The organism is Anaerolineales bacterium, assembly GCA_015075625.1.
GTDB lineage: Bacteria > Chloroflexota > Anaerolineae > Aggregatilineales > UBA2796 > UBA2796.
This window is the reverse complement of sequence record JABTTZ010000001.1, coordinates 741,012-762,764: the sequence shown is the minus strand read 5'-3', so window position 1 is coordinate 762,764 and position 21,753 is coordinate 741,012. Positions and strand designations below refer to the sequence as shown.

The following is a 21,753-nucleotide window of genomic DNA, read 5'->3' as shown; positions in this document are numbered from 1 at the left end:
TTTTTGCCGCAGGCAATGCCCACAAAATGGTTTCTGCTATACTACCCTGACGCCTTACTTCTCGAGATGATCACCATTGGAGAATCATGATGAATCGTCGTGTGCTTGTGAGTCTCGTTATTTTTGCGCTTATGGTCGCTTTCTTTTCTTTGGCAGCACCCGCGCAGGCAGCCGGGTCAGCCTCATTTATATTTTATTGCGATCACCTCACCGTGAATCTGACCACCGATGCGCCCGCCGTCCAAGCCGATGTCATTGTCCGTCTGACGGGGATTCCCGGCGTCACTCGCGCTGGCAGTGGGCTGATTGTTATGCCCGGCAGCGGGACGCGCTCCATCACCGTTGAAGTGCCAATCAATCCGATCTTGGTGAACCCGCCCCCTTCGATTGCCGATCCTGACAATCAGGAGCAATACATTTTCGTCACCGAGCGCGACCTGAGCGGGACGATTATCGGCGTTTTGGTCGCTGAATCGGTTGTCTGTGGCGGGGCGGCTGCCTTTCGGGGACCGGGCTTGCCCGCCAACCGCGATCTCGTCTTGATCATTGGCGATATTGGCGTCCAAAGTGCGCCGGACGGCGACCCAACGGGAAAGGTCATCTACAAATGCCAAACCGTGTTCCTCATTGATAACAACACGACGGGGGATTGGGTTCAGGTCTTTATGATGGGTGGGTGGATTCCGAAGGCGGCAACGGTGGATGTGGCGGAAAACTACGGGCAACCCGGCGGGCAGCCGATTGATCCGGCGTGCCAGTAGGTTAGCATACGTCTGAATCGCCATTCGTGCGCTACAATCAGGATATGATGCGGTAGATTTAGAAAGGATACAGACCATTATGGGTGGCGGCACAATCACAGCACAACAATTCCTTCAGCGGCTACTGCCATGGTCGGGCGAAGGGATCATGATCTTATGGGGGATCATGCTCTGGGGTATTTTCATCTTCGCACTTATTTGTATGTTTCGGCAAGCAATCCCCAACACAAATGTCCTTTTGTTCCTGACGGCTGTCGTCTTTTTCGCCTTCATTGATCGCGTCGGCGTCGGTTGGAAACCCCCCTTTGGGACATGGAATATGTTTTCCTCAAACCCCTGCCGAGGGCTTCCCTTGTTTTTCATGCGTATCGCGATGTTCGTCTTTCCGCTTTTGGCAATAGCCATCTCAAAATCGGAGAAATCACGGGTATGGGGACTCATCGGTGGGGGGTGGGGGGCAATCTATTTCTTTGTGCGCGGGCTGGCGGAAATGGGCTTCCTCAGCGGGGCGTTCCAAACCTGCGACTTCTAAGTTCGGGCTAAATCCCGTAGAGTCTCTTGACATCGTAACCCGGCTGCCCGGCGCTAAAGCACCGGGCTGAGATCAACCACCCCTTCGGGGCTTCAATTACATCAACACCCCCCGGCAAACCTTCCTTTCCCACCATTCCCAAAATCCACCATAGAATTACGCTTTGGAACGTGCTATACTAAACGCCATTCGGGGTGTGGCGCAGTTGGTAGCGCGCTACGTTTGGGACGTAGAGGTCGTCGGTTCGAGTCCGACCACCCCGACAGAAGGTTTCCCCCATGCGGCAGTAGTTCAGGGGTAGAACGACAGCCTTCCAAGCTGTATGTCGCGGGTTCGAATCCCGCCTGCCGCTCTTAACCAGCAAGGGTCCATAGCTCAATGGTCAGAGCAAGCGGCTCATAACCGTTTGGTTGTAGGTTCGAATCCTACTGGACCCACAATCTAGGATCCAATCCGAGCATGAGCCAGCACATTCACTGGCTTTTGTTTTGCCTGCACCAGCCTCACCCTGATAGCGCACCCGCTCAGAGATTTCTTGCCGGTGGGCGAAGGGAGGACGCAATTCCAGTGGCACTTTTCCCTCGGGGTCAACAACCACTTTCTCGACCATCGACTCGATATGAGAACACTAGGTTGTGTTGACATTGTAATTCCCGTAGGGGCGACATGCCTTGCGCTCAGCGCCGCCCGTGAGCGCCCGCCGCTAAAGCAGCGGGCTAGGAGCAGCCGCCCCTTCGGGGCTTGGAAACCCTAATCCCCACCCCGTAAACACAGAGAGAATCTCACCCCCTCGCCCGCAGAATTTCTTTCCCCGTCTACGGGGAAAGGGGGTGGGGGGATAGTGGTTCTAAACCAAAACGTCAACAGAGCCTAGCGCATTCCCTGATGAGACACAGCAAGCATTAGACCATTATCTGGTGGCGCTGGAGTCAGAAACAGGCGCTGCGGCACAGTTGCTTCGCTTTGCGGTGATGTGTGTACGGGAAGAAATCAGCTACACCGGCAAGGATGGGCAGTATCTCCGTTGGGATTACCGCTCCGGGCGGCGACAGGGCAGTAAACCCTTCGACAAGGGCAAAATTCTCAATTTCAACGAAGAAATCACCCACAAGCTGGATGAAATATGCGCTGATCTTCAACAGTCAGGTTTCCTGCCGGGCTTCTTCAATGGCTTAGGTGAAAAGGGGAAAATTGAGGTACTGTGGGGATCGTGCCTAGATGTGCTGCCAACACTGGATATAGCGTCGTTTGATGGGCTGTTCCCTCGCATCGTATAATCGTCGCAGCGGCGTTGTGCGAGAGGGAAAGCGGTTCATTTTGTGACTAAAAATTTCAAACCAGCGGGTTGATAATTCAGACAGAAGTTGAAGCAAGGTTTATCAAGTCATCAAATAGAGAATTCTCAAGAGGAAATATCGTGGAATTATATTATGTTTTTATCTACCGACCCGGACCAAACTGGCTGCATGGCAAACCCATCAACGAACAACCCCTTACGGGGCATTTTGCATATATGAGCCACTTGCAGAAAGAAGGGATACTGATCCTGGGTGGCGGTTTTCTGGATAACACTGGCGCGATGGGGATATTTCTCTCGGAGGACATCGAACATGCACAGGATATTGTTTCCGCTGATCCTGTGGTGCGCGACAAAATTGTCACAGCGACAGTCCATCCATATCTGGTAACAGTACCCGGATGTATTGGCGTGGAAGAGCGGTGATTGCCAAAATGCTCCTGTCACCCAGTCGCCGATTATAGGGAAACAATTTATCCTGTACGTCGATAAATCCGAAACTTCATGCCGTGTGGGTAGCTCTCAACAAATTCAACGATAGGATCTGACCATACAGGCAGCACAGATGAAGGCACACTTTCGGCAATTGGCGCATAAGCATCGGGAAATGATGCCTCTGTCAGTTGTGCCATAAGAAACCCGACTTCGATGAAACACTCCGCCGCCAGTTTGTGCGGAATCATCAGTTGAATGTAGTCCTCATGCTCAACGGAAACACTGACTTTCAATTCTTTCAGTCGTTTGATCGCCAGATTGCGCCGGGTTTCGACAGCGGGGTTATGGAGGTCAGCGAACAGCGGGACTTCAACACCCGCTTCATGTAATGCCCCCAGTGCCAGCGCGACCATATGACGCACCGCACCGTGTTTTTCACGTTTGAACAACTTCAACAGCTCATCGAGTGCTCGCGCATCGGGATTGAACCGCAGCACCCGCGCCGCGTTGAAACGCACCTGCCAGTCGTCATGTTTCAGCAGCCTGAGCAAGGTTTCAGTGTCTACTTCGTCCGGCTGAAAGCGCGAAATCGTGCGCCACTGTGGGTCAAGCTCTTCGCTCATGGAATAGTTATCCTTTCAAAAGTCGCTTGATAATCTTTTCAACCACCGCATTTATAGTGTCATGATAGGTGTGGACTTCGTAGCCCCGTGCCAGACATTCGAATGTCGAGTCGTGGAACCAGAAGATGTAGTGTTTGATGCGCTGTTGCCAGTGTTTCTCATCGCTGTCATCATCCTCAAGATTTGCTTTCTTCCACATGTCGATCATTTCGCGCAGCCACGCGGAGTTTTCTACGATCTGCGCTCTGTAAATTTCTTGTCCTCTACCGCAAAGGTAGTGTCCAAACTGGTCATCTTCAGACGGTGAACCTGATCGATGAGCCACAGGTCTGAGAAACTCAACCACCGCATAAGTCAGGCTTACAGGCTCAGTGGGGATCATCGGCGAATCCGCGACAAGGAAGGTCAGGAAGACCCAATGCTCGTTCGCAAAAACATGAGGCATGGGTGCGCCAACATCCCACCTGACAGGGAAATCGAGTGTAGTTGCATAGGCTTCCCCTTTAGCAGCAGCGAGTTTACGCTCAAGTTCATACACTGTCACTTCTGCGGCTGCACGGGTATCCACATCACAATTCCGATAATCAGCATTAGCCTGGGCAAGCGCGGCTTCAAGCTCTTTGATGTCCAAAGCGATGTTTGCTCCTATCTGAGATTATCTACTGCCAGAAATACCTGCGAGCTGATCGAAGCTGCTCCTGCGTGATGATTGTGCTTTTAAGCGACGCGCCTCGAATATCCGCATTCTTCAGGTTTGCCCCGGTCAAATTGGCTCCGTCTAACCTGGCTTTCTTGATGTCAGCGCTCTGAAGATTTGCATTAACCAGACTGGCGTTTACGAGATTTGCTTCTCCGAGATAAGCGCCTTGCAGGTTCGCACGATCAAGGCAGGCTGATTCCAGACATGCACCCTGTAAATCCAGACCGTGCAGATCAGCATCACTCAAATCACAGCCCTTAAGGTTTAGTCCCATCCCTTCAAAATCCGTCAAAATCACACGGGTCTTTTCAATCAGGGTCTCAACGTCCTGCCGGGTTAATTTTGACATTTCGCTTTACCACTCCCATTCAAAGGGTTCAAATGTATTGTCCTGCATGGGTTCAATCAATATCCCAGAACGACACAGCCATTCCAGCGCCTCAAACAGAGTTGTTCCCACATGGAAAATGGTATCTTTATTGCGGGGAAGCACATAGAGTCGATCAGGTTCATCCGGGCAAAAAATGAGTTCGTCGCCTTCCATCGTATCGGCAATGATGATGGCTTGCAGCGCCTTTACTTTGGACAGAACATCTCGCCCATCATCCCAAAACCAGTATTCCGCCCATCGTTTCTGAAAATTCCGATATTCCTTGAGGATGCGGCGTGGGGGATAGACGCGAATATAACTTTCACAAAAGAAACCCTGCCCAAAGGTCGTGATAAATTCACGATAGCCAACTGGGAAAGTGATGTTGAGCCTTGCCTCAACATCCGACACCACATCATGCGTAATCGGGTTGAGTTCGCCGCCAGAGATCTTCACATCTTCCAGCTTCATGTCTGAAGCATCCTGCCTTTATGAGTACATTTTGATTCTGTTCTTGGCTGTTGTTTCCTCATAAGCCGATCCGGTAAATCACCACATCATCGCCTTTCATGCCGACCAGTGTTTGCCGGCGCAGTGGATTGATACAGGTCACGCTGGCTTGGAAATCAGGCGGCATCGTGAACACCAAACCATTGTCACAACCGCCACAACTACCAATTCAGTCGGTTGATGCAGGTTGCCGATACCCCGTGTGATTCTATATTTTGCAGCCCAACTGCGATTCTGTGGCAGGTTCACTGGTTCACCTGCGACACATCACCACCCACCTTATTCGTGTAGATTGCCAAGCCCTGCGGCTCGCGCTTTCAGGATAGCTTCTGCCCGATCCGCCACCTGCAATTTGCCGAGGATGTTGGAAACATGATTGCGGACGGTTTTGGGGCTGAGAACCAGTTTCGCGGTGATCTCAGGATTTTTATAACCCTGAGCAATCAACGTCAGGATTTCACGTTCACGCTCGCTGAGTTCTGGAAAAATCAGTGGCAGTTGCGCTGGACGCAGGACCGAAAAATAAGTCATCATCCGGGCAGCGACCGAAGGACTAAAAATTGCTTCGCCATTGCTTGCCGCCCGAATCGCCCGCTGAATTTCATCCTGTTTCGCGCCCTTCAGAACATACCCGCGTGCCCCAGCCCGCATTGCGGCGAAAACGGAATCATCATCATCAAACATTGTCACCATTAACACCACAATATTCGGACTGGCATGAACAATCCGTCGTGCCGCTTCAATCCCGTTAATTCCCGGCATTTGAATATCCATCAGTACCACATCCGGCTGCATCTGGGTTGCCAGCCTGACCGCTTCGTCCCCGGTTTCGGCTTCACCAACAAGTTCCATATCGGACACAGACAGCAGCATAGTACGGATGCCATCTCGAAATAAGGGATGGTCATCCGCTATCAATAACGAAATCGTCTCATTCACTCAAATTACTCGCTATACTGGAATATTTTTCCATTGAATGCGGCTGTAGGGGCAGCCGTACATGCACCGCAGTCCCACCGCCGGGTTGATTACGAATCGAAAAGTGTCCCCCAAGTTCCTCAGAACGCTCCCGCATCGAATGGAGTCCCACCCCATAGTTGAGCGGGGTTGGCAAGCCAAGCCCATCATCCTGAATGTGGATCATCAACTGTCCGTTCGTTTCGATTTCAACCTGACAACTGCGGGCATGGGCATGGCGGATAACATTATTCACACCTTCCTGAACAATACGATAGACAGCAACTTCAACCGCAGCCGGTAACGGCGATAACTGCGCTAGACTCTGAAGCATAAACACTGTCTCGTTATTTCCGCGCTGATTGCACTGCTGGATGAAGTCGTTTAAGGCTCCAATTAGCCCAAGCTGGTCGAGCGCAGGCGGACGCAGGTTATAGACCAGACGGCGAATATCGGTGAGTGAATTAGCCAGACTGGTTTCCAGTTCGGACAAAATAGCGACTGCCGTCTGGGGATTGCTCTCAATCAATGCCCGCGCCGCCCCAACTTTGATGGTATGGGCTGCCAGGGTAGGTCCCAATCCATCATGCAAATCGCGCCGCAAACGGCGGCGTTCTTCTTCGCGTGCCGTCACAAGCTGCTGACGTGACTGCTGTAAATCCATACTCAACTGAACGGCATGAGCTGCTGTGCCTGCCTGCCGTGCGATATTGATCAGCAGTTGATGCTGGCTGGCATCCAGCGGCTTGTCACCGGCAGTCTGCCCAATCACCATTTGCCCGACAACCTCCTGTCCGTACATGAGCGGCAGGGTGGTAATCTGCCCACGATCCGCAGGTTGACCATAAACCGCATCCGTTTTGAATTCAGCGCCTGATTTTAGCGCGATAGAAACAAAAGGTAGTTTCAACGCCTGTGCCACGGTTTCGGCAATACCGGGCAGCAGAGTACCCGGTGCGGTGATAGTTTCCAGGCGCTGGCTAAGGCTGGAGATCACCGCATAAGGATTATTGCGTTCCCCATAAACATAGTGATCGACCAGATATTGCAGCCGCTCCCGTAGGGGATGGAAGGATACCGAGACCACACTAGTAGCGATCAGGGAAATCAGGAAACTGCCGCTGCTCTGGAAAACCGTACTCATTGTCCCTACGACCAACACATAAATTCCGACGACAAGTGCTGTCAGCGTACCATAAACCAGCGTGCGATTGATGATGATGTCAATATCATAAAGGCGATGCCGCAAAATAGCATTTCCAGTGGCGATTGCCGGGAATAAGGCGAGATACAGTCCATAAATAAACCGGACAACCACCATCACCTGATTATCGGCTTCCGTTGACGCAAACCCCAGAGTAATCGACATAAAAATCATGAGCTGAGTGAAAGGAATTACCGCCCCGAACAGCATCCATTTCAACTGCTGCCGCACCTGATAATCCGCTGCCCGAAAGCGTAGGATGGGGCTGATGAACAACAGCGGTATAACAACCAGCGTGAATAAGCCGCCGAAGGAACTCAGGAGTTGACCGGGGGCTTGCAAAGCCGGAATAAAGAGCGGATTAGCGAATGTCTCTCGACCGCTATTTGGGTTAAAGTAGATGTAGGGCATTCCCACAACCGATGCCAACCCAATGAACAGTGCCAGCAGCATGTACGGGGTGGCGATGTAATGGAGCCTATAAGGATAGATTTTGCCATCGGGGAAATAGAACACTAGCAGGATGAGGCTGACGAAACGAACGCCATTCAAAAAGAGTAGTGTCAGATAGAGTGGAAGCTCAATGTCGATCCGCACAGAAAGACTGCTGATTCCAATCCCCCAGACGATGAGCAGCAAACTGACGACGTTTCCCGGACTGTGCCGCAGGACGAGAAGCCCCACAATCACCGTCCCCGGACCGGCCACCAGCGCGTAAAATGCCCGTTCTAGCGGGTACGCCCCTCCCAAGCCCATCTCCAGCGGGTGAAAGACGTAATCGACCGACAGCCAGACAAAAAACCCAATATGAATGAGGGTGAGTACCAGCATCAGGCGAAAGAAAAAGGTTGTCCGTGATGGGTTCATGGGTCATGGCGCTTTCAATACGGTGGTATCAAAAAGGTATTTCTTCCATCATACGCTCAGGCAATCCGTTTGCAAGCGGATTGCCTGAGCAAGGTAATTCGGCTGCTTATGGCGCGTCGGCTGCCTGTACAATGACGTAACCACTGATGGTGCCCATGGAGACATTCAGATAGCGATACACACCGGGTTCAGTAAACGTCAGCGTATAGCTGTCACCGGGACTCATCATGGCATTCCCCCATTTAATATCTTTAATATCCGCTGTCACCGTTGAGCCGCTGGGCGGATTCGCCTCCCAGACAGCTAACCGGATCGCTGGTGGGTTGTCACCATCCGGCGGGATGAACGTGAATGGGAAGGGTGCTTGTTCGCCCTCGAAGCGCGAAGCCCCAATCGGCAGGTTGACCAAGCCAACGGTAGGCTCTGGCAGGTCTTCCGGCACGACCCACGTCACGCTCTGTCCCACTTCGATCACCACCGCGTTCGGGAAGAAGTCCAGCGCCTGCGCCCGTCCGCTGCTCACCCCAATCGTCACGATCACGCCAGTATCTGTCGTCTGCGCCGGGGCATCCATCGCCGCCTGCATCGGCTGGTTGAGCGCGCCGAGTGCCGCCGCGATTTCATCGAGTCCCTGGATGGTTACATCGGCGGGTGTCGGGATTAGCGTCGCAGCATCGACAACTTTGATTACCCCGACCATCCCCGAATATGTATCGCAGTAGTACGAATATGTCCCGACTGCCGCGTCGATGACGAGTTCAAAGAAAGGTGGCGGCGGTCCACCAAACGAGTAGCCGCTGTTCGCTTCCCCGCCCGTGAAAGTGTCGCCGCTCTGAATAGTTCCGACGAACGCCGCCGGATTGGTAGTCATCACTGGGTTGCCCTCGTATTCGCCGGGCAACCACAACTGTGTCTCACCGTCGGCAAAATGGATGTTGCAGCCGCGCGTGATCCAGCGCACCGTGTCGCCCGGATGCACCTGTACAGTGGCAGGCGCGAACGCCCGATAGTTTCCCTGCCCTGTCCCTGCCTGAATAACAAAGGTCTGGGATGCGCTTTCCTGCGCCAGAGTAATTCCGAGTTGTGTGGATAGACTCAGTAGTAAAGCCGAACCCAGCACAACAGCCAGCAGCGTCGTAAATTTACGCATATGCCTCATCTCCTCAGTATAAAGATCGACACCTGTACTGTATGCGGCAATTCGTCCCGTCGTCATGAGGCAATGTCCCAAAATTGTCCCGACTTTCAGCCAGCGGGATATCCATAAAAAGCGAGTACCTGTTTAGAGTGAACCAGTGTCACATCTGAAACAGGCACTTTTATGCTCCTTTACTGCGATAATTCGCACTGCTGCTATGCTGTGACTGAACCACTGTCACAATCGTCACAGCCCCAAAAATCCGTTTTCAACTGCCACAAACGTGTAGGAATACCCCGAATGCGACGCTGCACTGTCTGGTTGTTGGTGCCAGGGATCAGCCAGCCATCTTCCTTCAACTGTGCGCCAATCGTCGGGGTGTTGAACTTGAGCGACTGCACTCGCAGGACAGCGCGACGCGCCACATCGGGCAGCAGATAGACATAACGCTCGTCTAGATAACCGACAATGGTAGTTCCATGTCGAGGTTCTTCCGGTTCACGCATATCTTTTGCCAGCATAAGCTCACCGCTGGCAAGGAAGCTGCCCCAGTGTGTCAATGAACACCTGACCGGCACGTTCCTGCTGCACTGGCTTCACGGGTCAGCCTGCCGCGCCCATGCCCCGCGAATAGCTCTGCAAAAAACGAGTGAAAGTGCGCTCGTCGGCATAAATGGTTTTGTAGTCATCGACCCAGTAGAGGGTATCCGCCAGCGCGTAGCCCAGTGTCTCAACGGTGTTGATGGTATCACCCCACTGACCCGGTGGTGTGTCACGGGTGAATTGGGAGTAGGGCGGGCGGTGGGAGGGCGTCCAGACTAGCCGACTCCGGCTGGAGTGTGCCCATCATCGCGGCGGTTGATCTCAGCCCGCTCCTTTTAGCGCGGCGTCACTCCCTTTACAATGCCAACAGCGCCGAGCGCAAAATACAGCCCCATTGAAACTTCCTACAAATTTTTGATAGAAACACTTACGGAAATCTATTACAACTGATCTATAGTGTGCATCAGAGATGGGCGAGAGAGGCTATGCGTGCCACGCCCACATATGAAGGAAACCGGAGAGCAGCCACATTGACGGATAACACCCACGCCCAAACCAATGAGACACCGCCAACGACAACAGAAGCAGCGGCGGACTCCCCGCCTGTTGATTTGGCAGTGGCTCTGGCACAAGCACAAGCAAAAGCACAGGAATACCTTGACGGTTGGCAGCGTGCGCGTGCCGATTTTGCCAATTACCGCAAACGGGCAGACAAAGAACGTGAGGATACCTTTCAACTGGCGGTCATTGACACCCTTCGGAAGTTTATTCCGGTGATCGATGATTTTGATCGGGCGATGGGCAACATCCTCACAGAGGACGCAGAGCGCGAGGTGATCAAGGGCTTCAGCCTGATTCACCGAAAACTAGCCACTCTTTTGGAAGGGGCGGGGTTAGCCGTTATTGATCCACAAGGGCAGGTATTTGATCCCGCCCTTCACGAGGCAATCGGGCAAGATGCGCCCACCGCCGATATTCCCAGTGGGCATATCAGCGCGGTATTGCAAAAAGGGTATCGCTACGGGGATCGTGTGATTCGCCCCGCCATTGTACGAGTAGCAAACTAACCGACAGCAGGAGAGCGACAAACTATCATGGGTAAAATTATTGGTATTGACCTCGGCACGACGAACTCCGTCATGGCGGTCATGGAAGGTGGACAGCCCACCGTGATTCCCACCAGCGAGGGCAGCCGTTTGCTTCCCTCGGTTGTGGCGACAAACCCCAAGACGGGCGAGCGGATTGTGGGTCAGGCGGCGCGGCGGCAGGCAGTGATCAACCCCGAAAACACGATCTTCTCGATCAAGCGCTTTATGGGACGCAAGTTTAGCGACCCAGAAGTGCAACGCGCCCTGAAGAACGTTCCCTATAAGGTGACCGAAGCGCCAAACGGCGATGTGCGCGTGATCATGAATGGCAAAGAATACAGCCCGCCGGAAGTCAGCGCGATGATCTTGGGCAAGCTTAAGACCGATGCCGAAGCCTTTCTTGGCGATACCGTCACCGATGCGGTGATCACTGTGCCTGCCTACTTCAACGACAGCCAACGGAACGCCACAAAAGACGCCGGACGAATTGCCGGCTTGGATGTCAAGCGCATCATCAACGAGCCTACGGCATCCTCCCTTGCCTATGGGTTGGATAAGAAGGGCGAGGAAAAAATCGCCGTCTATGACCTCGGCGGCGGCACATTCGATATTTCCATTTTGGACGTGGGTGATGGTGTCTTTGAGGTGAAGGCGACGAACGGGGATACCTACCTCGGTGGGGACGACTTCGATAACCGCATCATCAACTGGCTGGCAGATGAGTTCAACAAAGAGAATGGGCTTGATCTGCGTAAGGATCGGCAGGCGCTGCAACGGTTGAAAGAGGCGGCAGAAAACGCCAAGAAGGAACTCTCGCAAACTTTGCAGGCAGAGATCAACCTCCCCTTCATCACGGCGGATGCCAACGGTCCCAAGCATTTGGTGATCACCCTCACCCGCGCCAAACTCGAATCGCTGACGGAAGACCTCGTGAAAAATTCGATGACCCCCGTCGCACAGGCATTGAAAGACTCTGGCTTGAAGGCGAGCGACATTAACGAGGTTGTCCTTGTGGGCGGGATGACCCGTATGCCCGCCGTTCATGAGGCGGTGAAGAAATTCTTCGGCAAAGAGCCGAACAAGAGCGTAAACCCCGATGAAGTAGTTGCCGTTGGTGCGGCAATTCAGGCGGGCGTCCTCTCTGGCGAGGTGAAGGACGTGCTGCTTTTGGACGTGACACCGCTGACGCTGGGTATTGAAACCCTCGGCGGCGTGGCAACGCCCCTCATTGAGCGGAATACGACCATCCCTGTGCGCAAGTCGCAGGTCTACAGCACCGCCTCGGATGGGCAAACGCAGGTTGAAATCCACGTTTTGCAGGGCGAACGCCCCATGGCGAACGACAACAAGACGTTGGGGCGCTTCATTCTTGATGGTATTCCGCCCGCGCCGCGTGGTGTGCCGCAAATTGAAGTCACCTTCGATATTGACGCCAATGGGATTTTGAATGTCTCGGCAAAGGACAAAGCAACCTCCCGCGAGCAGCACATCACGATCACAGCCTCCAGCGGTCTGAGCGAAGCAGAGATTGAGAAGATGGTGAAGGATGCCGAACGCAACCGCTCTGCCGACGAACGGCGCAAGAAGGAAATTGAACTGAAGAACCTTGCCGATAACACCGTCTATGCGGCGGAGAAAGCGGTTCGTGAATTTGGCGAAAAGGTTGACCCCACGCTGAAACGGAGCATCGAAGGGCAGATTGAGGCGGTGAAAAAGGCACAAGAGGCGGGTGACCAAACCCGCGTCAGCGCGGCGGTGGAAGATTTGCAGCGGAGCATCCAACAGATTGGGGCGACCATGTACGGCGGGGCGCCGGGTATGGATGGCGCGGACGCCGCTGGCGGACAGCGGGGCGATAAGGAAGATGTCATTGAAGGCGAGGTTGTAGACTAAGCAGCCCGCCGCCGCACCACGATGGGTAAACGGGTGCTAGTCCTTCTGGGCTAGCGCCCTCACAAGACGAGTTTATTGGGCGCAGTAGATGCGCTCATATGATTCTTTGTCTGTTTCGGTCATAATGAACGTTCACACCCACGACGGATGAATGATGGATCGCATGATGCCTAAAGACCTCTACGACATTCTCGGTGTGGCGAAGAACGCCTCCACCGATGATTTGAAACGCGCCTATCGCAAACTTGCCAAACAATATCACCCCGACACAAACAAAGAGGATGGCGCGGAAGAAACCTTTAAAGAGGTGAATGCTGCCTATGCGATCTTGAGCGATGCCGATAAACGCGCCCGCTATGATCGGTATGGCTATGCCGGAATCGACCCCAACGCTGGAGCAGGCGGGTTCAGTGGGGGGTTTGGGGGGTATACCGATCTCTCTGAGATGTTTGAGGAACTGTTTGGCGCGTTCACCGGAAATTCGCGGCGCTCAGCGGGCGGGGCGGCGGGGCGTAAACAGCCCAGAGCCGGGCGCGATCTGCGCCTTGATATGACGCTCACCTTTGAGGAATCCATTTTTGGGATCACCCGTGAGGTCGATGTTTCTCGTTTGGAAAAGTGCGAGGTGTGCAGCGGCAATGGCGCTGAACCCGGCACAGCCGTAAAACGTTGCCCAGACTGCGGCGGTACAGGTGAGGTAAAAACCGTTCGCCAAACATTTTTGGGGAGCATGGTCAGCGTGGCGGGCTGTTCGCGCTGCAACGGCACAGGCGAGATGATCGAATCGCCGTGCAAAACCTGCCGAGGCGAAGGTAAAACCCGCAAGACGCGCAAAGTGACCGTCACCGTCCCCCCGGGCGTGGACGACACCACACGCCTCCGTGTGGCGGGCGAGGGCGACAGCGGCGACAACGGCGGACCAAACGGAAATGTGATGGTCTTTTTCCGTGTTCAGAAGCACGATTACTTCAAACGACGAGACAATGATATTTTGTTGGAACTTCAGGTGAATATTGCGCAGGCGGCGCTTGGCGCGGATGTCTCCGTCCCAACCGTGGATGGCATGGAAATGCTGACGATTCCCGCCGGAACGCAAAGCGGAAAGACCTTTGTGCTGCGGGGGCATGGTGCGCCCCGTTTGCGCGGCGATGGTACATCCGCCGGACGCGGCGATCAGATCATCGTTGTTGAGGTGGTGATCCCCACCAAACTGACGCCAGAACAGCGCGGGTTGTTTGAAGAATTGGGACGCAGTTTGGGAACAGAAGTCCATCCGGCACGGGCGAACAAGGGATTCTTTGAGCGGGTTGCCGAATTTTTCAATGGGGGCGATCCGCGTTCTTGAGCGGGGGAGAGGGCAGCTTTCCCACACCCTTTCTAAATTCACCACCCCTCGCCCCCTTTGGCAAGAGAGCGAGGGTGAACGTGGTGTGTTTAGCCCTTCATGATGTTGCGCAAGACGGAGGGCAGCAGCCCGCCATTGCGGTAGTTATCGATCTCCACAACGGAGTCGAGGCGGGCAATCACGGTGAAACTGAACGTTTTGCCATCAGGACGGGTGACACTGACGGTGAGATCGGCACGAGGCTGCATCGTATCGCTGATACCGTCAATGCTGAAGGTCTCGTAGCCGGTCAAGCCATAGGTTTCGGCATTCTCGCCGGGTTTAAACTGAAGGGGGAGGACGCCCATCCCCACTAGGTTTCCGCGATGGATGCGCTCGAAACTTTCGACCAACACTGCCTTGACGCCTAAAAGCGCCGTTCCCTTCGCCGCCCAGTCACGGGAACTCCCCGTTCCATACTCTTTGCCACCAATGACAATCGTGGGGGTGTTCGTCCCCTTATAGCGCATTGCCGCATCGTAGACGGAGAGGTAGTCCTCGCTTGGGAGGTGGACGGTAAAGCCGCCCTCTTTTTGCTTGTCGGAGAGGTCGGTACGGTTTTTCAACAGGCGGTTCTTGATGCGGATGTTGGCGAACGTCCCCCGCAGCATGATCCGGTCATTGCCGCGCCGTGTGCCGTACTGGTTGAAATCCGCCTTCGTCACATTGCGCTCGATGAGGTAAGCGCCAGCGGGACTGTTCTCGGCAATGTCCCCGGCGGGGGAGATATGATCGGTTGTGATCGAATCGCCCAAGAGGAGCAAGCAGCGAGCGTGCTGAATATTCCGTAAGGGGTTGACCTCTAGACTGAACCCTTCAAAGAAGGGCGGCTCTTGGATATAGGTGGATGTGCCGTCCCACGCAAAAAGCATGTCGCCTTTGTTGGGAATGGCGTTCCAATCCTCGTTAGCATCCTCAATCCCTGTGTAGAGACGGCGGAACACCTCTGGGTTGGTGGCAGTCTCCAGCAGCGCGGCAAGGTCGGCTTGGGTGTACCAAATGTCCTTCAGATAGACAGGCTGACCGTCGCCGTCATAGCCGAGGGGGTCGTTCATAAGATCAATATCCACCGTGCCAGCAATGGCATAGGCAACCACCAGCGGCGGCGATGCCAAGTAGTTCGCCTTCACTAGGGAGTGAATACGCCCCTCAAAGTTACGGTTGCCGCTGAGGACGGCACTTGCCACAAGGTCGTGTTCTTTGACGGCGTTCCCCACATAGACGGGCAGGGGTCCGCTGTTGCCGATGCAGGTTGTGCAGCCATAGCCAATGACATGAAAGCCAAGCTGCTCAAGGTAGGGCATTAGTCCTGTCTCAGTGAGGTATTCGGTGACCACCCGCGAGCCGGGTGCAAGGCTGGTCTTGACATACGGTTTGACGCTTAAGCCGCGCTCCACCGCCTTCTTTGCCAGCAACCCCGCCCCCAACATAACGGATGGGTTTGAGGTGTTCGTGCAGCTTGTGATCGCCGCAATGACCACCGCCCCATGTGTTATCTCAGCCTCCGTGCCGTTTTTGATATGGGCGACGCTGGCAAGTTTTTCCTCGTTCAGGGCATAGCCGCGCTTATCGACGGGGGCGCGGAGGGCATCTTGGAAGGTTTGCTTCATCTGCCCCAACGGGACGCGATCCTGGGGGCGCTTGGGACCAGCTAAACTTGGCTCAACACTGCCCAAATCCAACTCGACATGATCGGTGAAAACGGGTTCGGGCATGTCATCGGTGCGGAATAAGCCTTGCGCCTTCGTGTAGCGCTCTACAAGCTGAACTTCCGCCTCGGTACGCCCCGTCCGGCGGAGGTAATGGAGCGTTTCGCTATCAACGGGGAAGAAGCCCATTGTCGCCCCAAAATCTGGCGCCATGTTCGCAATGGTTGCCCGATCGGGGAGGGACATTTGGCTAATGCCCGATCCGTAGAATTCAACGAACTTATCGACAACGCCCTTCTTGCGCAGCATCTGGGTGACAACCAGTACCAAGTCTGTGGCGGTTGTCCCTTCGGGAAGTTTTCCGGTGAGCTTGAAGCCGATTACTTCGGGAAGCAGCATGTAGTAGGGCTGCCCCAACATGACCGCCTCTGCCTCGATGCCGCCCACACCCCAGCCAATGACGCCCAAGCCATTGATCATCGTGCTGTGCGAATCCGTCCCCACAAGGCTATCGGGGAAGGCGACGTGTGCGCCGCTCTCAGGGCGCAAGACGACGCCCTTTGCCAAGTATTCAAGGTTGACCTGATGGACGATCCCGCTGCGGGGCGGCACAACGCGGAAATTTTGAAACGCCTTCTGCGCCCACCGGAGGAATTCATAACGTTCTCCGTTGCGCTCAAATTCCTTTTGGGAATTCAGTTGGAGCGCCTGCCGTGTCCCGAATTCATCGATCTGAATCGAGTGATCGATGACGAGATCGACGGGGACAAGGGGGTTGATTTGGGCAGGATCGCCCTTTGCCCGCACCATGGCGTTGCGCATAGCGGCAAGATCAACCATACAGGGGACGCCGGTATAATCTTGCATGAGAACACGGGCGGGCATGAAGGGAATTTCACGGGAGGCGGGCTGCTTGGCGTTCCATTCGGCAAGCGCTACTACGTCATCCTCGGTCACGTCATAGCCGTTTAGGTTACGGAGGGCGGATTCGAGAAGAATTTTCATGGAGATGGGAAGGTGGGATACGGGCGCGATCTTGAGTTCTTCGAGGCGATTGATGCGGTACATGAACGCCGAACCGCTGCCCGTTTCAAAGGCGGTGCGTGCGCCAAACCGATCCATTGGGTTGGAGGTCATTGGGGCTCCTCTCGGTGATCCCGTGTGTCGTCGCGGGGTCGTTAAAAAATATAGGTGTATTTTTATTTTAACCCAGATTGGGAAGGGTGGCGTATCGATAATGATTTTCGGATGTGTGTAAGGTGTCTCAATACAGCCACAGTGAAAAAGCGGCATGGCGCATACCTACGGGTTTTTCTACTGCCTTTACCGCAACAAATGTGGGCGCATCAAGCATCCGTTGCCCTCACCCCCTCTCCCTTCCGCTGCGCGACAGGGAGAGGGGGGATAGACTCTTTGGGAGGCTGTGCCTCCCACCCACCCTTTTGGGCGCAAACCCTCACCCCGTCGGGGGAACGCCCGCCTTAAAAGTAGCGGGCTATGGCTAACCGCCCCGACAGGGCTTAAAGGCGTAGTGGCACAGGTTTTTCTCCCTTCTTTGGCGCAAAACATGCTTAGACGTTAGGCGGGAGCCCTCATCCCCCTACCCCCTTCTTCCACAAGAGGCTTGAGGGAACTTCCGGCTTGGACTGCCCTTTGGGAGTGGGGAGCCCACAATGAATACGGCGTGACGACAACGAAACTACTCTCAGAAATTAATCAAGCCCGCGCAATATTTAACAAACTCTTAACATCATTTCGGTATGCTCTCTAAACGTAGTTGAGGAAAGAAATCCCCAACGAATGAGAACGTCTACCCTTTGGGAGGATTGTATCCATGCGTAAATTCAATCTTATGTTAGTGGTTGCGCTCGTCGCCGCCGTCCTGTTTGGGATGGTTGGTGGGAACGCCCACGCCCAAACGAGCAAGTATGTAAAGACCTTTGATTTGAGCTTGCCCCTTGCTGATGGCGACTTCAAGGGCGTTGATGTGAAGGGTACAAAAATTGTTTGGTGGCACCAGCACACGGGCAGCCGTGAAGAAGTTGTCAAGAGTCTCGTTGAGAAGTTCAATGCCGAAAACCCCTTTGGCATCACGGCAGAGGCAGTGACGAAGGAAAATTACGACAACGCCTTCACCGCCATGACCGCCGGGTTGCAGACAGGCGAACTGCCAAACATTGTTGTAGCCTACCCGAACCAAGCCACTGTCTATCAGAACGACGGCGCGTTGGCTGATATGAACCCCTTGTTCAGCGATCCGGTCATTGGCATTCAGGACTTTGAGGACGATTTCTTCGTGAATTTCTTCTTCAGCGATCTGAGCAGTGCCTTCGATGGGCAGCGCCTCGGCTTTGCCACCTACCGTTCGATGGAATCGCTCTATTACAACCCCGACGCGCTGAAGGAACTCGGTTACGATGCGCCGCCGAAGTCGTGGGCAGAATTCAAGGAAGTTACCTGTAAGTTCGTCGCCGTTGACCCCGCCAATCGTGATGGGTACATGGTGCGCACGGATGCTTCGTTCCTTGCAGCGGCAGCATTTGCCGCGGGCAGCAACATGTATGATGCGGAAAACGGGTTCACCTACGAAAACGTGACCGAAATGCCCACCGTGATGCAGGAGATGATCGCTGAAGGCTGTGCGAAGAAAATCCCAGAGCGCAACGCCGACCAGAACAGCTTTGCCAATGGCAAGTCGCTGTTCTACACCGGTTCATCCTCTGGTATTCCCTTCGTGTGGGATGCAATTTCCAAGTCTGAGAAGCCCTTCCAATTCGCCATTGGTCCGATCCCGGGCTATGGGGATGTACCGATCCAGAATGTTTACGGCGCAAGCAATTCGTTAGTTAGCAAGGGCAAGACCCCGGCGGAAATTCTTTCCTCGTGGTTGTTCATGCGCTGGTTCAGCGAAGCCGATGCGCAGGCACTCTGGGCGGCGGGGACAAACTACTTCCCCGTGCGCAAGTCGGCGGCAGATGCGCTTGGCGAGGTTTTTGCCAAAGAAGGCACAGGCGCTCCCTACAAGCAGGTCTTTGACCTTTTGGGCAGCACGAACGAAGAACCCGGCGTGTCCGTCTACCAGACCGTCCGCAGCGAAGCGGGCAAGGCGTTCAATAACATCCTCGATGGCGCGGATGTTGCCGAAACGCTGAAGGCGCTGGACGAAGCGGCAAACAAACTGCTGGATGAAGCAGGCGGCAAGTAAACTAGGTGATTCCGGCGCGAAAGCGTCGGACGGAGATCACCCCCTTTTCCCGCACGCGGGAAAAGGGGTTTTTGATTCCCCCGAACCTCTCAGCCTACCGTCACCCACCCATGCCCTTCGTGGCTGGCAAGGATGGCGTCACACAGGCACATCTGCTGATGTCCATCGGCAAAGGTGGGGAACGGGCGCGGAGCGGCGAAATCGCCCTGTGCAATGTACCTGTACACCGCACGGTAGAGTTCTTTGAAGGTCTCCGAATAGCCCTCGGCATGACCTCCCGGATAGTTGGCATAGTCCCGCGCTTCGGGGCGCATCAGATTTGGGTCTTTGATGATTACCTCGTTTGGCGTATCGCGCCGCCCGATCCACAGTTCGTTGGGGTTTTCGTGATGCCACGCCAGCGCCCCTTTTGAGCCGGAAATTTCAAAGCTGAGTGAATTCTTGCGCCCGGCGGTGATCTGTCCGGTACTCATTGCCCCCCGCACACCGCCCGCATAACGGAGCAGGACACTCGCCCAATCTTCGGTATCGACGCGGGTATCGTCGGTGGTTTGTGCGCCAGCACTTTGAAAGGTTTCTGCCGTGTGGCGGGGTTTGCGGCGTGTGGGGTGGACGGTTGCCATGTCTGCGCAGAGCGATTCAACGGTGAGTCCGGTGATGAAACTGATCATATCCAACCAGTGCGTCCCAATATCGCCCACTGCCCGCAGTTTGCCGCCCGCCGCTGCCTCTACCCGCCAATTCCAATCCGTTGGGTAGAGCAGCCAATCTTGGACATATGCCCCGCGCACGGCAAGGATGGTCCCAATTTCGCCCGCCCGCACCATGGCGCGGCAGTGTTGGATCATGGGGTAATAGCGAAGGTTGTAATTGACACAGGCGACAAGGGTGGGGTGTGCGGCGGCAAGGGCGACCAACTGCGCTGATTCTGCGGCGTTCATCGCGAGCGGCTTCTCGCAAATGACATGTTTGCCCGCCTTTAAAAGGCGTTCGCATTGGGAGAAGTGATCCTTATTAGGGGTGGTTACATGAACGACCTGCACCGATGGATCGGCAGCGAGGGCGTCAACATGGGGGTAGGCGTGGGGGATGGCGAACGACTCTGCCGCTTGACGGCTTTTCTCTGGGGATGATCCTAATATGCCGAGGACGGTGACGCCCACCCGCCGGAGCGCCTCTGTGTGGACACGCCCCATAAAGCCTGTTCCGATGATTGCTGCTGTTTGTGTCATGCCATAATCTCCCAAAAAAATGACCCTTTGGCGCGGGGTATTATAGTGTGCTTATGAATGAAATCCCTACCCCCAAGACCCGCTCACAGTTGGCACATCTGCTGATGATTGCCGCTCTCGCCCTCCTTTTGCGAGGGATTCCCTTTGTAAATGTGTACTTGATTCAACAGGCTGATCCCGCCCCACGCTGTGGGGGCGATCCCGGAACATACCTCGGTATGGCACACCATGTTTACCTGATTGGCGATCTGAGTCCGAGTACCTTCCTCCCGCGCCCGTTTTTGTTTCCCGCCCTTGCCGGCGCGATCTATGCGGTGGTGGGGGAAAGCCCCATCGTGATTATTGGGATCAACCTCCTTCTGAACGTGTTGACCTGTCTGTTGATCTACCGCTTTGCCCATCTAATCGGCTTATCTGGGCGAGGGGCATTCGTGGCGGGGCTGGCTGCCGCCTGTTATCCAGCGATGATCTCGGCAAGCGTCTGTTACATGACGGACGCGCTCATGATGGTTTTCCTCGTCTATGGGCTGGTCTTTTTTGCCCGCTTTTTGAAGCGCCCAATGTGGCATGATCTGCTCATTGCTGGCGCATTGTTTGCGCTGGCAAATCTGGGACGCTCAGCGACGATTGTCCTGCCCTTCCTGCTTGTGGCAATTATCCTTTGGCGGCTGCGTCGGACGTGGCGGCTGTATGGACGGGCTGCTATTGTGGCTATGTGGGTGGCAATTGCCGCCCTGCCTTTTGTTTTACCCACACTGCGCAATGCGGTGTATGGGGGAATTCCCACCTTTTCCACTGCTGGACAGTGGATGCTCCTCTTTATGCGTGCCACCTCCTCCGAACGGCGGGCAACGGACGATCCCGTTGAGCTTATTTACGCCCGCTATATTCAAGAGATTGAGCGGCGACAGGGGAACGCTATCCCCCCATTGGAAAGCATCTCGCCGGTGGCGATTTGGGACTACTACCAACCGACGCCCGCCGAACATGCGGTGATCAGCACACTTGCCCTTGAGACGATCCTGAAATACCCACAGTGGTATATCCTGAACACGCCTTATGGTATCTGGCGTATTTTGACCGTCGCGCCGGATGACAGCTTTTTTCCTCGTCCTGTAGGGGGAGTGATCAACATAGGGATGATTCTAGGGGCGGCGGTGGGGGGTGTGCGCTTGTGGCGGCGGGGCAAACGCACACATCTCTTTGTTTTGGGGCTGTTGTTCGTTGTCGTCATTGGCTTAGCGGTGGCGCTTCAAACGGCGGTATTGGATACGCGGCACGGCTTGGCGGGGATAGCTGCCTTTTTCCCGTTGGTGGGGGCGGCGTTTTTTCCACCTCCGGCGGACTCATCTCCGCCGAACTGAC

At 54.7% G+C, this 21,753-nt stretch carries 19 protein-coding genes and 3 tRNA genes; 12 read left to right on the top strand and 10 right to left on the bottom strand.

The window, feature by feature from the left end; translation table 11 throughout:
* The first annotated feature begins 86 nt into the window (after positions 1 to 86).
* From HS103_03210 to HS103_03180, 7 genes are all read left to right on the top strand, one after another.
* Positions 87 to 761, top strand: coding sequence for a hypothetical protein (locus HS103_03210; GenBank protein ID MBE7511810.1), 675 nt, complete (start codon positions 87 to 89; stop codon positions 759 to 761).
* A 79-nt stretch (positions 762 to 840) separates the two neighbouring features.
* Positions 841 to 1,293: a hypothetical protein gene (locus HS103_03205; GenBank protein MBE7511809.1), complete on the top strand. Its 453-nt coding sequence runs from the start codon at positions 841 to 843 to the stop codon at positions 1,291 to 1,293.
* A 190-nt stretch (positions 1,294 to 1,483) separates the two neighbouring features.
* Positions 1,484 to 1,556: transfer RNA gene (locus HS103_03200), tRNA-Pro, on the top strand.
* A gap of 17 nt (positions 1,557 to 1,573) precedes the next feature.
* Positions 1,574 to 1,645, top strand: a tRNA-Gly gene (locus HS103_03195).
* 12 nt (positions 1,646 to 1,657) lie between these two features.
* Positions 1,658 to 1,730: transfer RNA gene (locus HS103_03190), tRNA-Ile, on the top strand.
* A gap of 480 nt (positions 1,731 to 2,210) precedes the next feature.
* Positions 2,211 to 2,570, top strand: a complete 360-nt coding sequence (locus HS103_03185) for a hypothetical protein (protein ID MBE7511808.1) — start codon at positions 2,211 to 2,213, stop codon at positions 2,568 to 2,570.
* A gap of 140 nt (positions 2,571 to 2,710) precedes the next feature.
* The gene (locus HS103_03180; protein ID MBE7511807.1) at positions 2,711 to 3,016 is read left to right on the top strand and encodes a hypothetical protein; all 306 of its coding nucleotides are present in this window, start codon (positions 2,711 to 2,713) and stop codon (positions 3,014 to 3,016) included.
* Between the two features lie 47 nt (positions 3,017 to 3,063).
* Here HS103_03180 and HS103_03175 read toward each other — a convergent pair whose 3' ends face one another.
* The 8 genes from HS103_03175 to HS103_03140 form a co-directional block, all read right to left on the bottom strand.
* The gene (locus tag HS103_03175; protein MBE7511806.1) at positions 3,064 to 3,648 is read right to left on the bottom strand and encodes a HEAT repeat domain-containing protein; all 585 of its coding nucleotides are present in this window, start codon (positions 3,646 to 3,648) and stop codon (positions 3,064 to 3,066) included.
* Positions 3,649 to 3,655: 7 nt separating this feature from the next.
* Positions 3,656 to 4,279, bottom strand: a complete 624-nt coding sequence (locus tag HS103_03170) for a hypothetical protein (protein MBE7511805.1) — start codon at positions 4,277 to 4,279, stop codon at positions 3,656 to 3,658.
* A gap of 28 nt (positions 4,280 to 4,307) precedes the next feature.
* A complete protein-coding gene (locus HS103_03165; protein MBE7511804.1) occupies positions 4,308 to 4,697 on the bottom strand; it encodes a pentapeptide repeat-containing protein in 390 nt (129 codons plus the stop codon).
* Between the two features lie 6 nt (positions 4,698 to 4,703).
* Positions 4,704 to 5,189 carry an SMI1/KNR4 family protein gene (locus tag HS103_03160; GenBank protein ID MBE7511803.1) on the bottom strand — a complete coding sequence of 162 codons (486 nt, stop codon included), beginning with the start codon at positions 5,187 to 5,189 and terminating at the stop codon, positions 4,704 to 4,706.
* Positions 5,190 to 5,507: 318 nt separating this feature from the next.
* Positions 5,508 to 6,167 carry a response regulator transcription factor gene (locus tag HS103_03155; protein ID MBE7511802.1) on the bottom strand — a complete coding sequence of 220 codons (660 nt, stop codon included), beginning with the start codon at positions 6,165 to 6,167 and terminating at the stop codon, positions 5,508 to 5,510.
* Positions 6,160 to 8,256, bottom strand: coding sequence for a hypothetical protein (locus tag HS103_03150; GenBank protein MBE7511801.1), 2,097 nt, complete (start codon positions 8,254 to 8,256; stop codon positions 6,160 to 6,162). Before HS103_03150 ends, HS103_03155 begins: the two co-directional genes overlap by 8 nt.
* Before the next feature lie 106 nt (positions 8,257 to 8,362).
* Entirely contained in the window at positions 8,363 to 9,406 is a 1,044-nt protein-coding gene (locus tag HS103_03145) for a hypothetical protein (GenBank protein ID MBE7511800.1), read from the bottom strand.
* Positions 9,407 to 9,609: 203 nt separating this feature from the next.
* Positions 9,610 to 9,954 carry a hypothetical protein gene (locus HS103_03140; protein ID MBE7511799.1) on the bottom strand — a complete coding sequence of 115 codons (345 nt, stop codon included), beginning with the start codon at positions 9,952 to 9,954 and terminating at the stop codon, positions 9,610 to 9,612.
* 513 nt (positions 9,955 to 10,467) lie between these two features.
* Between HS103_03140 and HS103_03135 the strand changes: the two genes are divergently transcribed.
* From HS103_03135 to dnaJ, 3 genes are all read left to right on the top strand, one after another.
* Positions 10,468 to 11,004, top strand: coding sequence for a nucleotide exchange factor GrpE (locus HS103_03135; protein ID MBE7511798.1), 537 nt, complete (start codon positions 10,468 to 10,470; stop codon positions 11,002 to 11,004).
* Between the two features lie 27 nt (positions 11,005 to 11,031).
* Positions 11,032 to 12,918, top strand: a complete 1,887-nt coding sequence (gene dnaK, locus HS103_03130; GenBank protein MBE7511797.1) for a molecular chaperone DnaK — start codon at positions 11,032 to 11,034, stop codon at positions 12,916 to 12,918.
* 163 nt (positions 12,919 to 13,081) lie between these two features.
* A complete protein-coding gene (dnaJ, locus tag HS103_03125) occupies positions 13,082 to 14,263 on the top strand; it encodes a molecular chaperone DnaJ (protein ID MBE7511796.1) in 1,182 nt (393 codons plus the stop codon).
* Between the two features lie 89 nt (positions 14,264 to 14,352).
* On the opposite strand, the gene acnA is transcribed toward dnaJ, so the two are convergent.
* Positions 14,353 to 17,088 carry an aconitate hydratase AcnA gene (acnA, locus tag HS103_03120; protein ID MBE7511795.1) on the bottom strand — a complete coding sequence of 912 codons (2,736 nt, stop codon included), beginning with the start codon at positions 17,086 to 17,088 and terminating at the stop codon, positions 14,353 to 14,355.
* Between the two features lie 697 nt (positions 17,089 to 17,785).
* On the opposite strand from acnA, the gene HS103_03115 reads away from it, so the two are divergent.
* Positions 17,786 to 19,156, top strand: coding sequence for an extracellular solute-binding protein (locus tag HS103_03115; protein MBE7511794.1), 1,371 nt, complete (start codon positions 17,786 to 17,788; stop codon positions 19,154 to 19,156).
* Between the two features lie 89 nt (positions 19,157 to 19,245).
* On the opposite strand, the gene HS103_03110 is transcribed toward HS103_03115, so the two are convergent.
* Entirely contained in the window at positions 19,246 to 20,388 is a 1,143-nt protein-coding gene (locus HS103_03110; protein ID MBE7511793.1) for a Gfo/Idh/MocA family oxidoreductase, read from the bottom strand.
* Between the two features lie 53 nt (positions 20,389 to 20,441).
* Here HS103_03110 and HS103_03105 point away from each other — a divergent pair, with 53 nt between their 5' ends.
* A complete protein-coding gene (locus HS103_03105; protein MBE7511792.1) occupies positions 20,442 to 21,752 on the top strand; it encodes a glycosyltransferase family 39 protein in 1,311 nt (436 codons plus the stop codon).
* Position 21,753 lies beyond the last annotated feature (1 nt).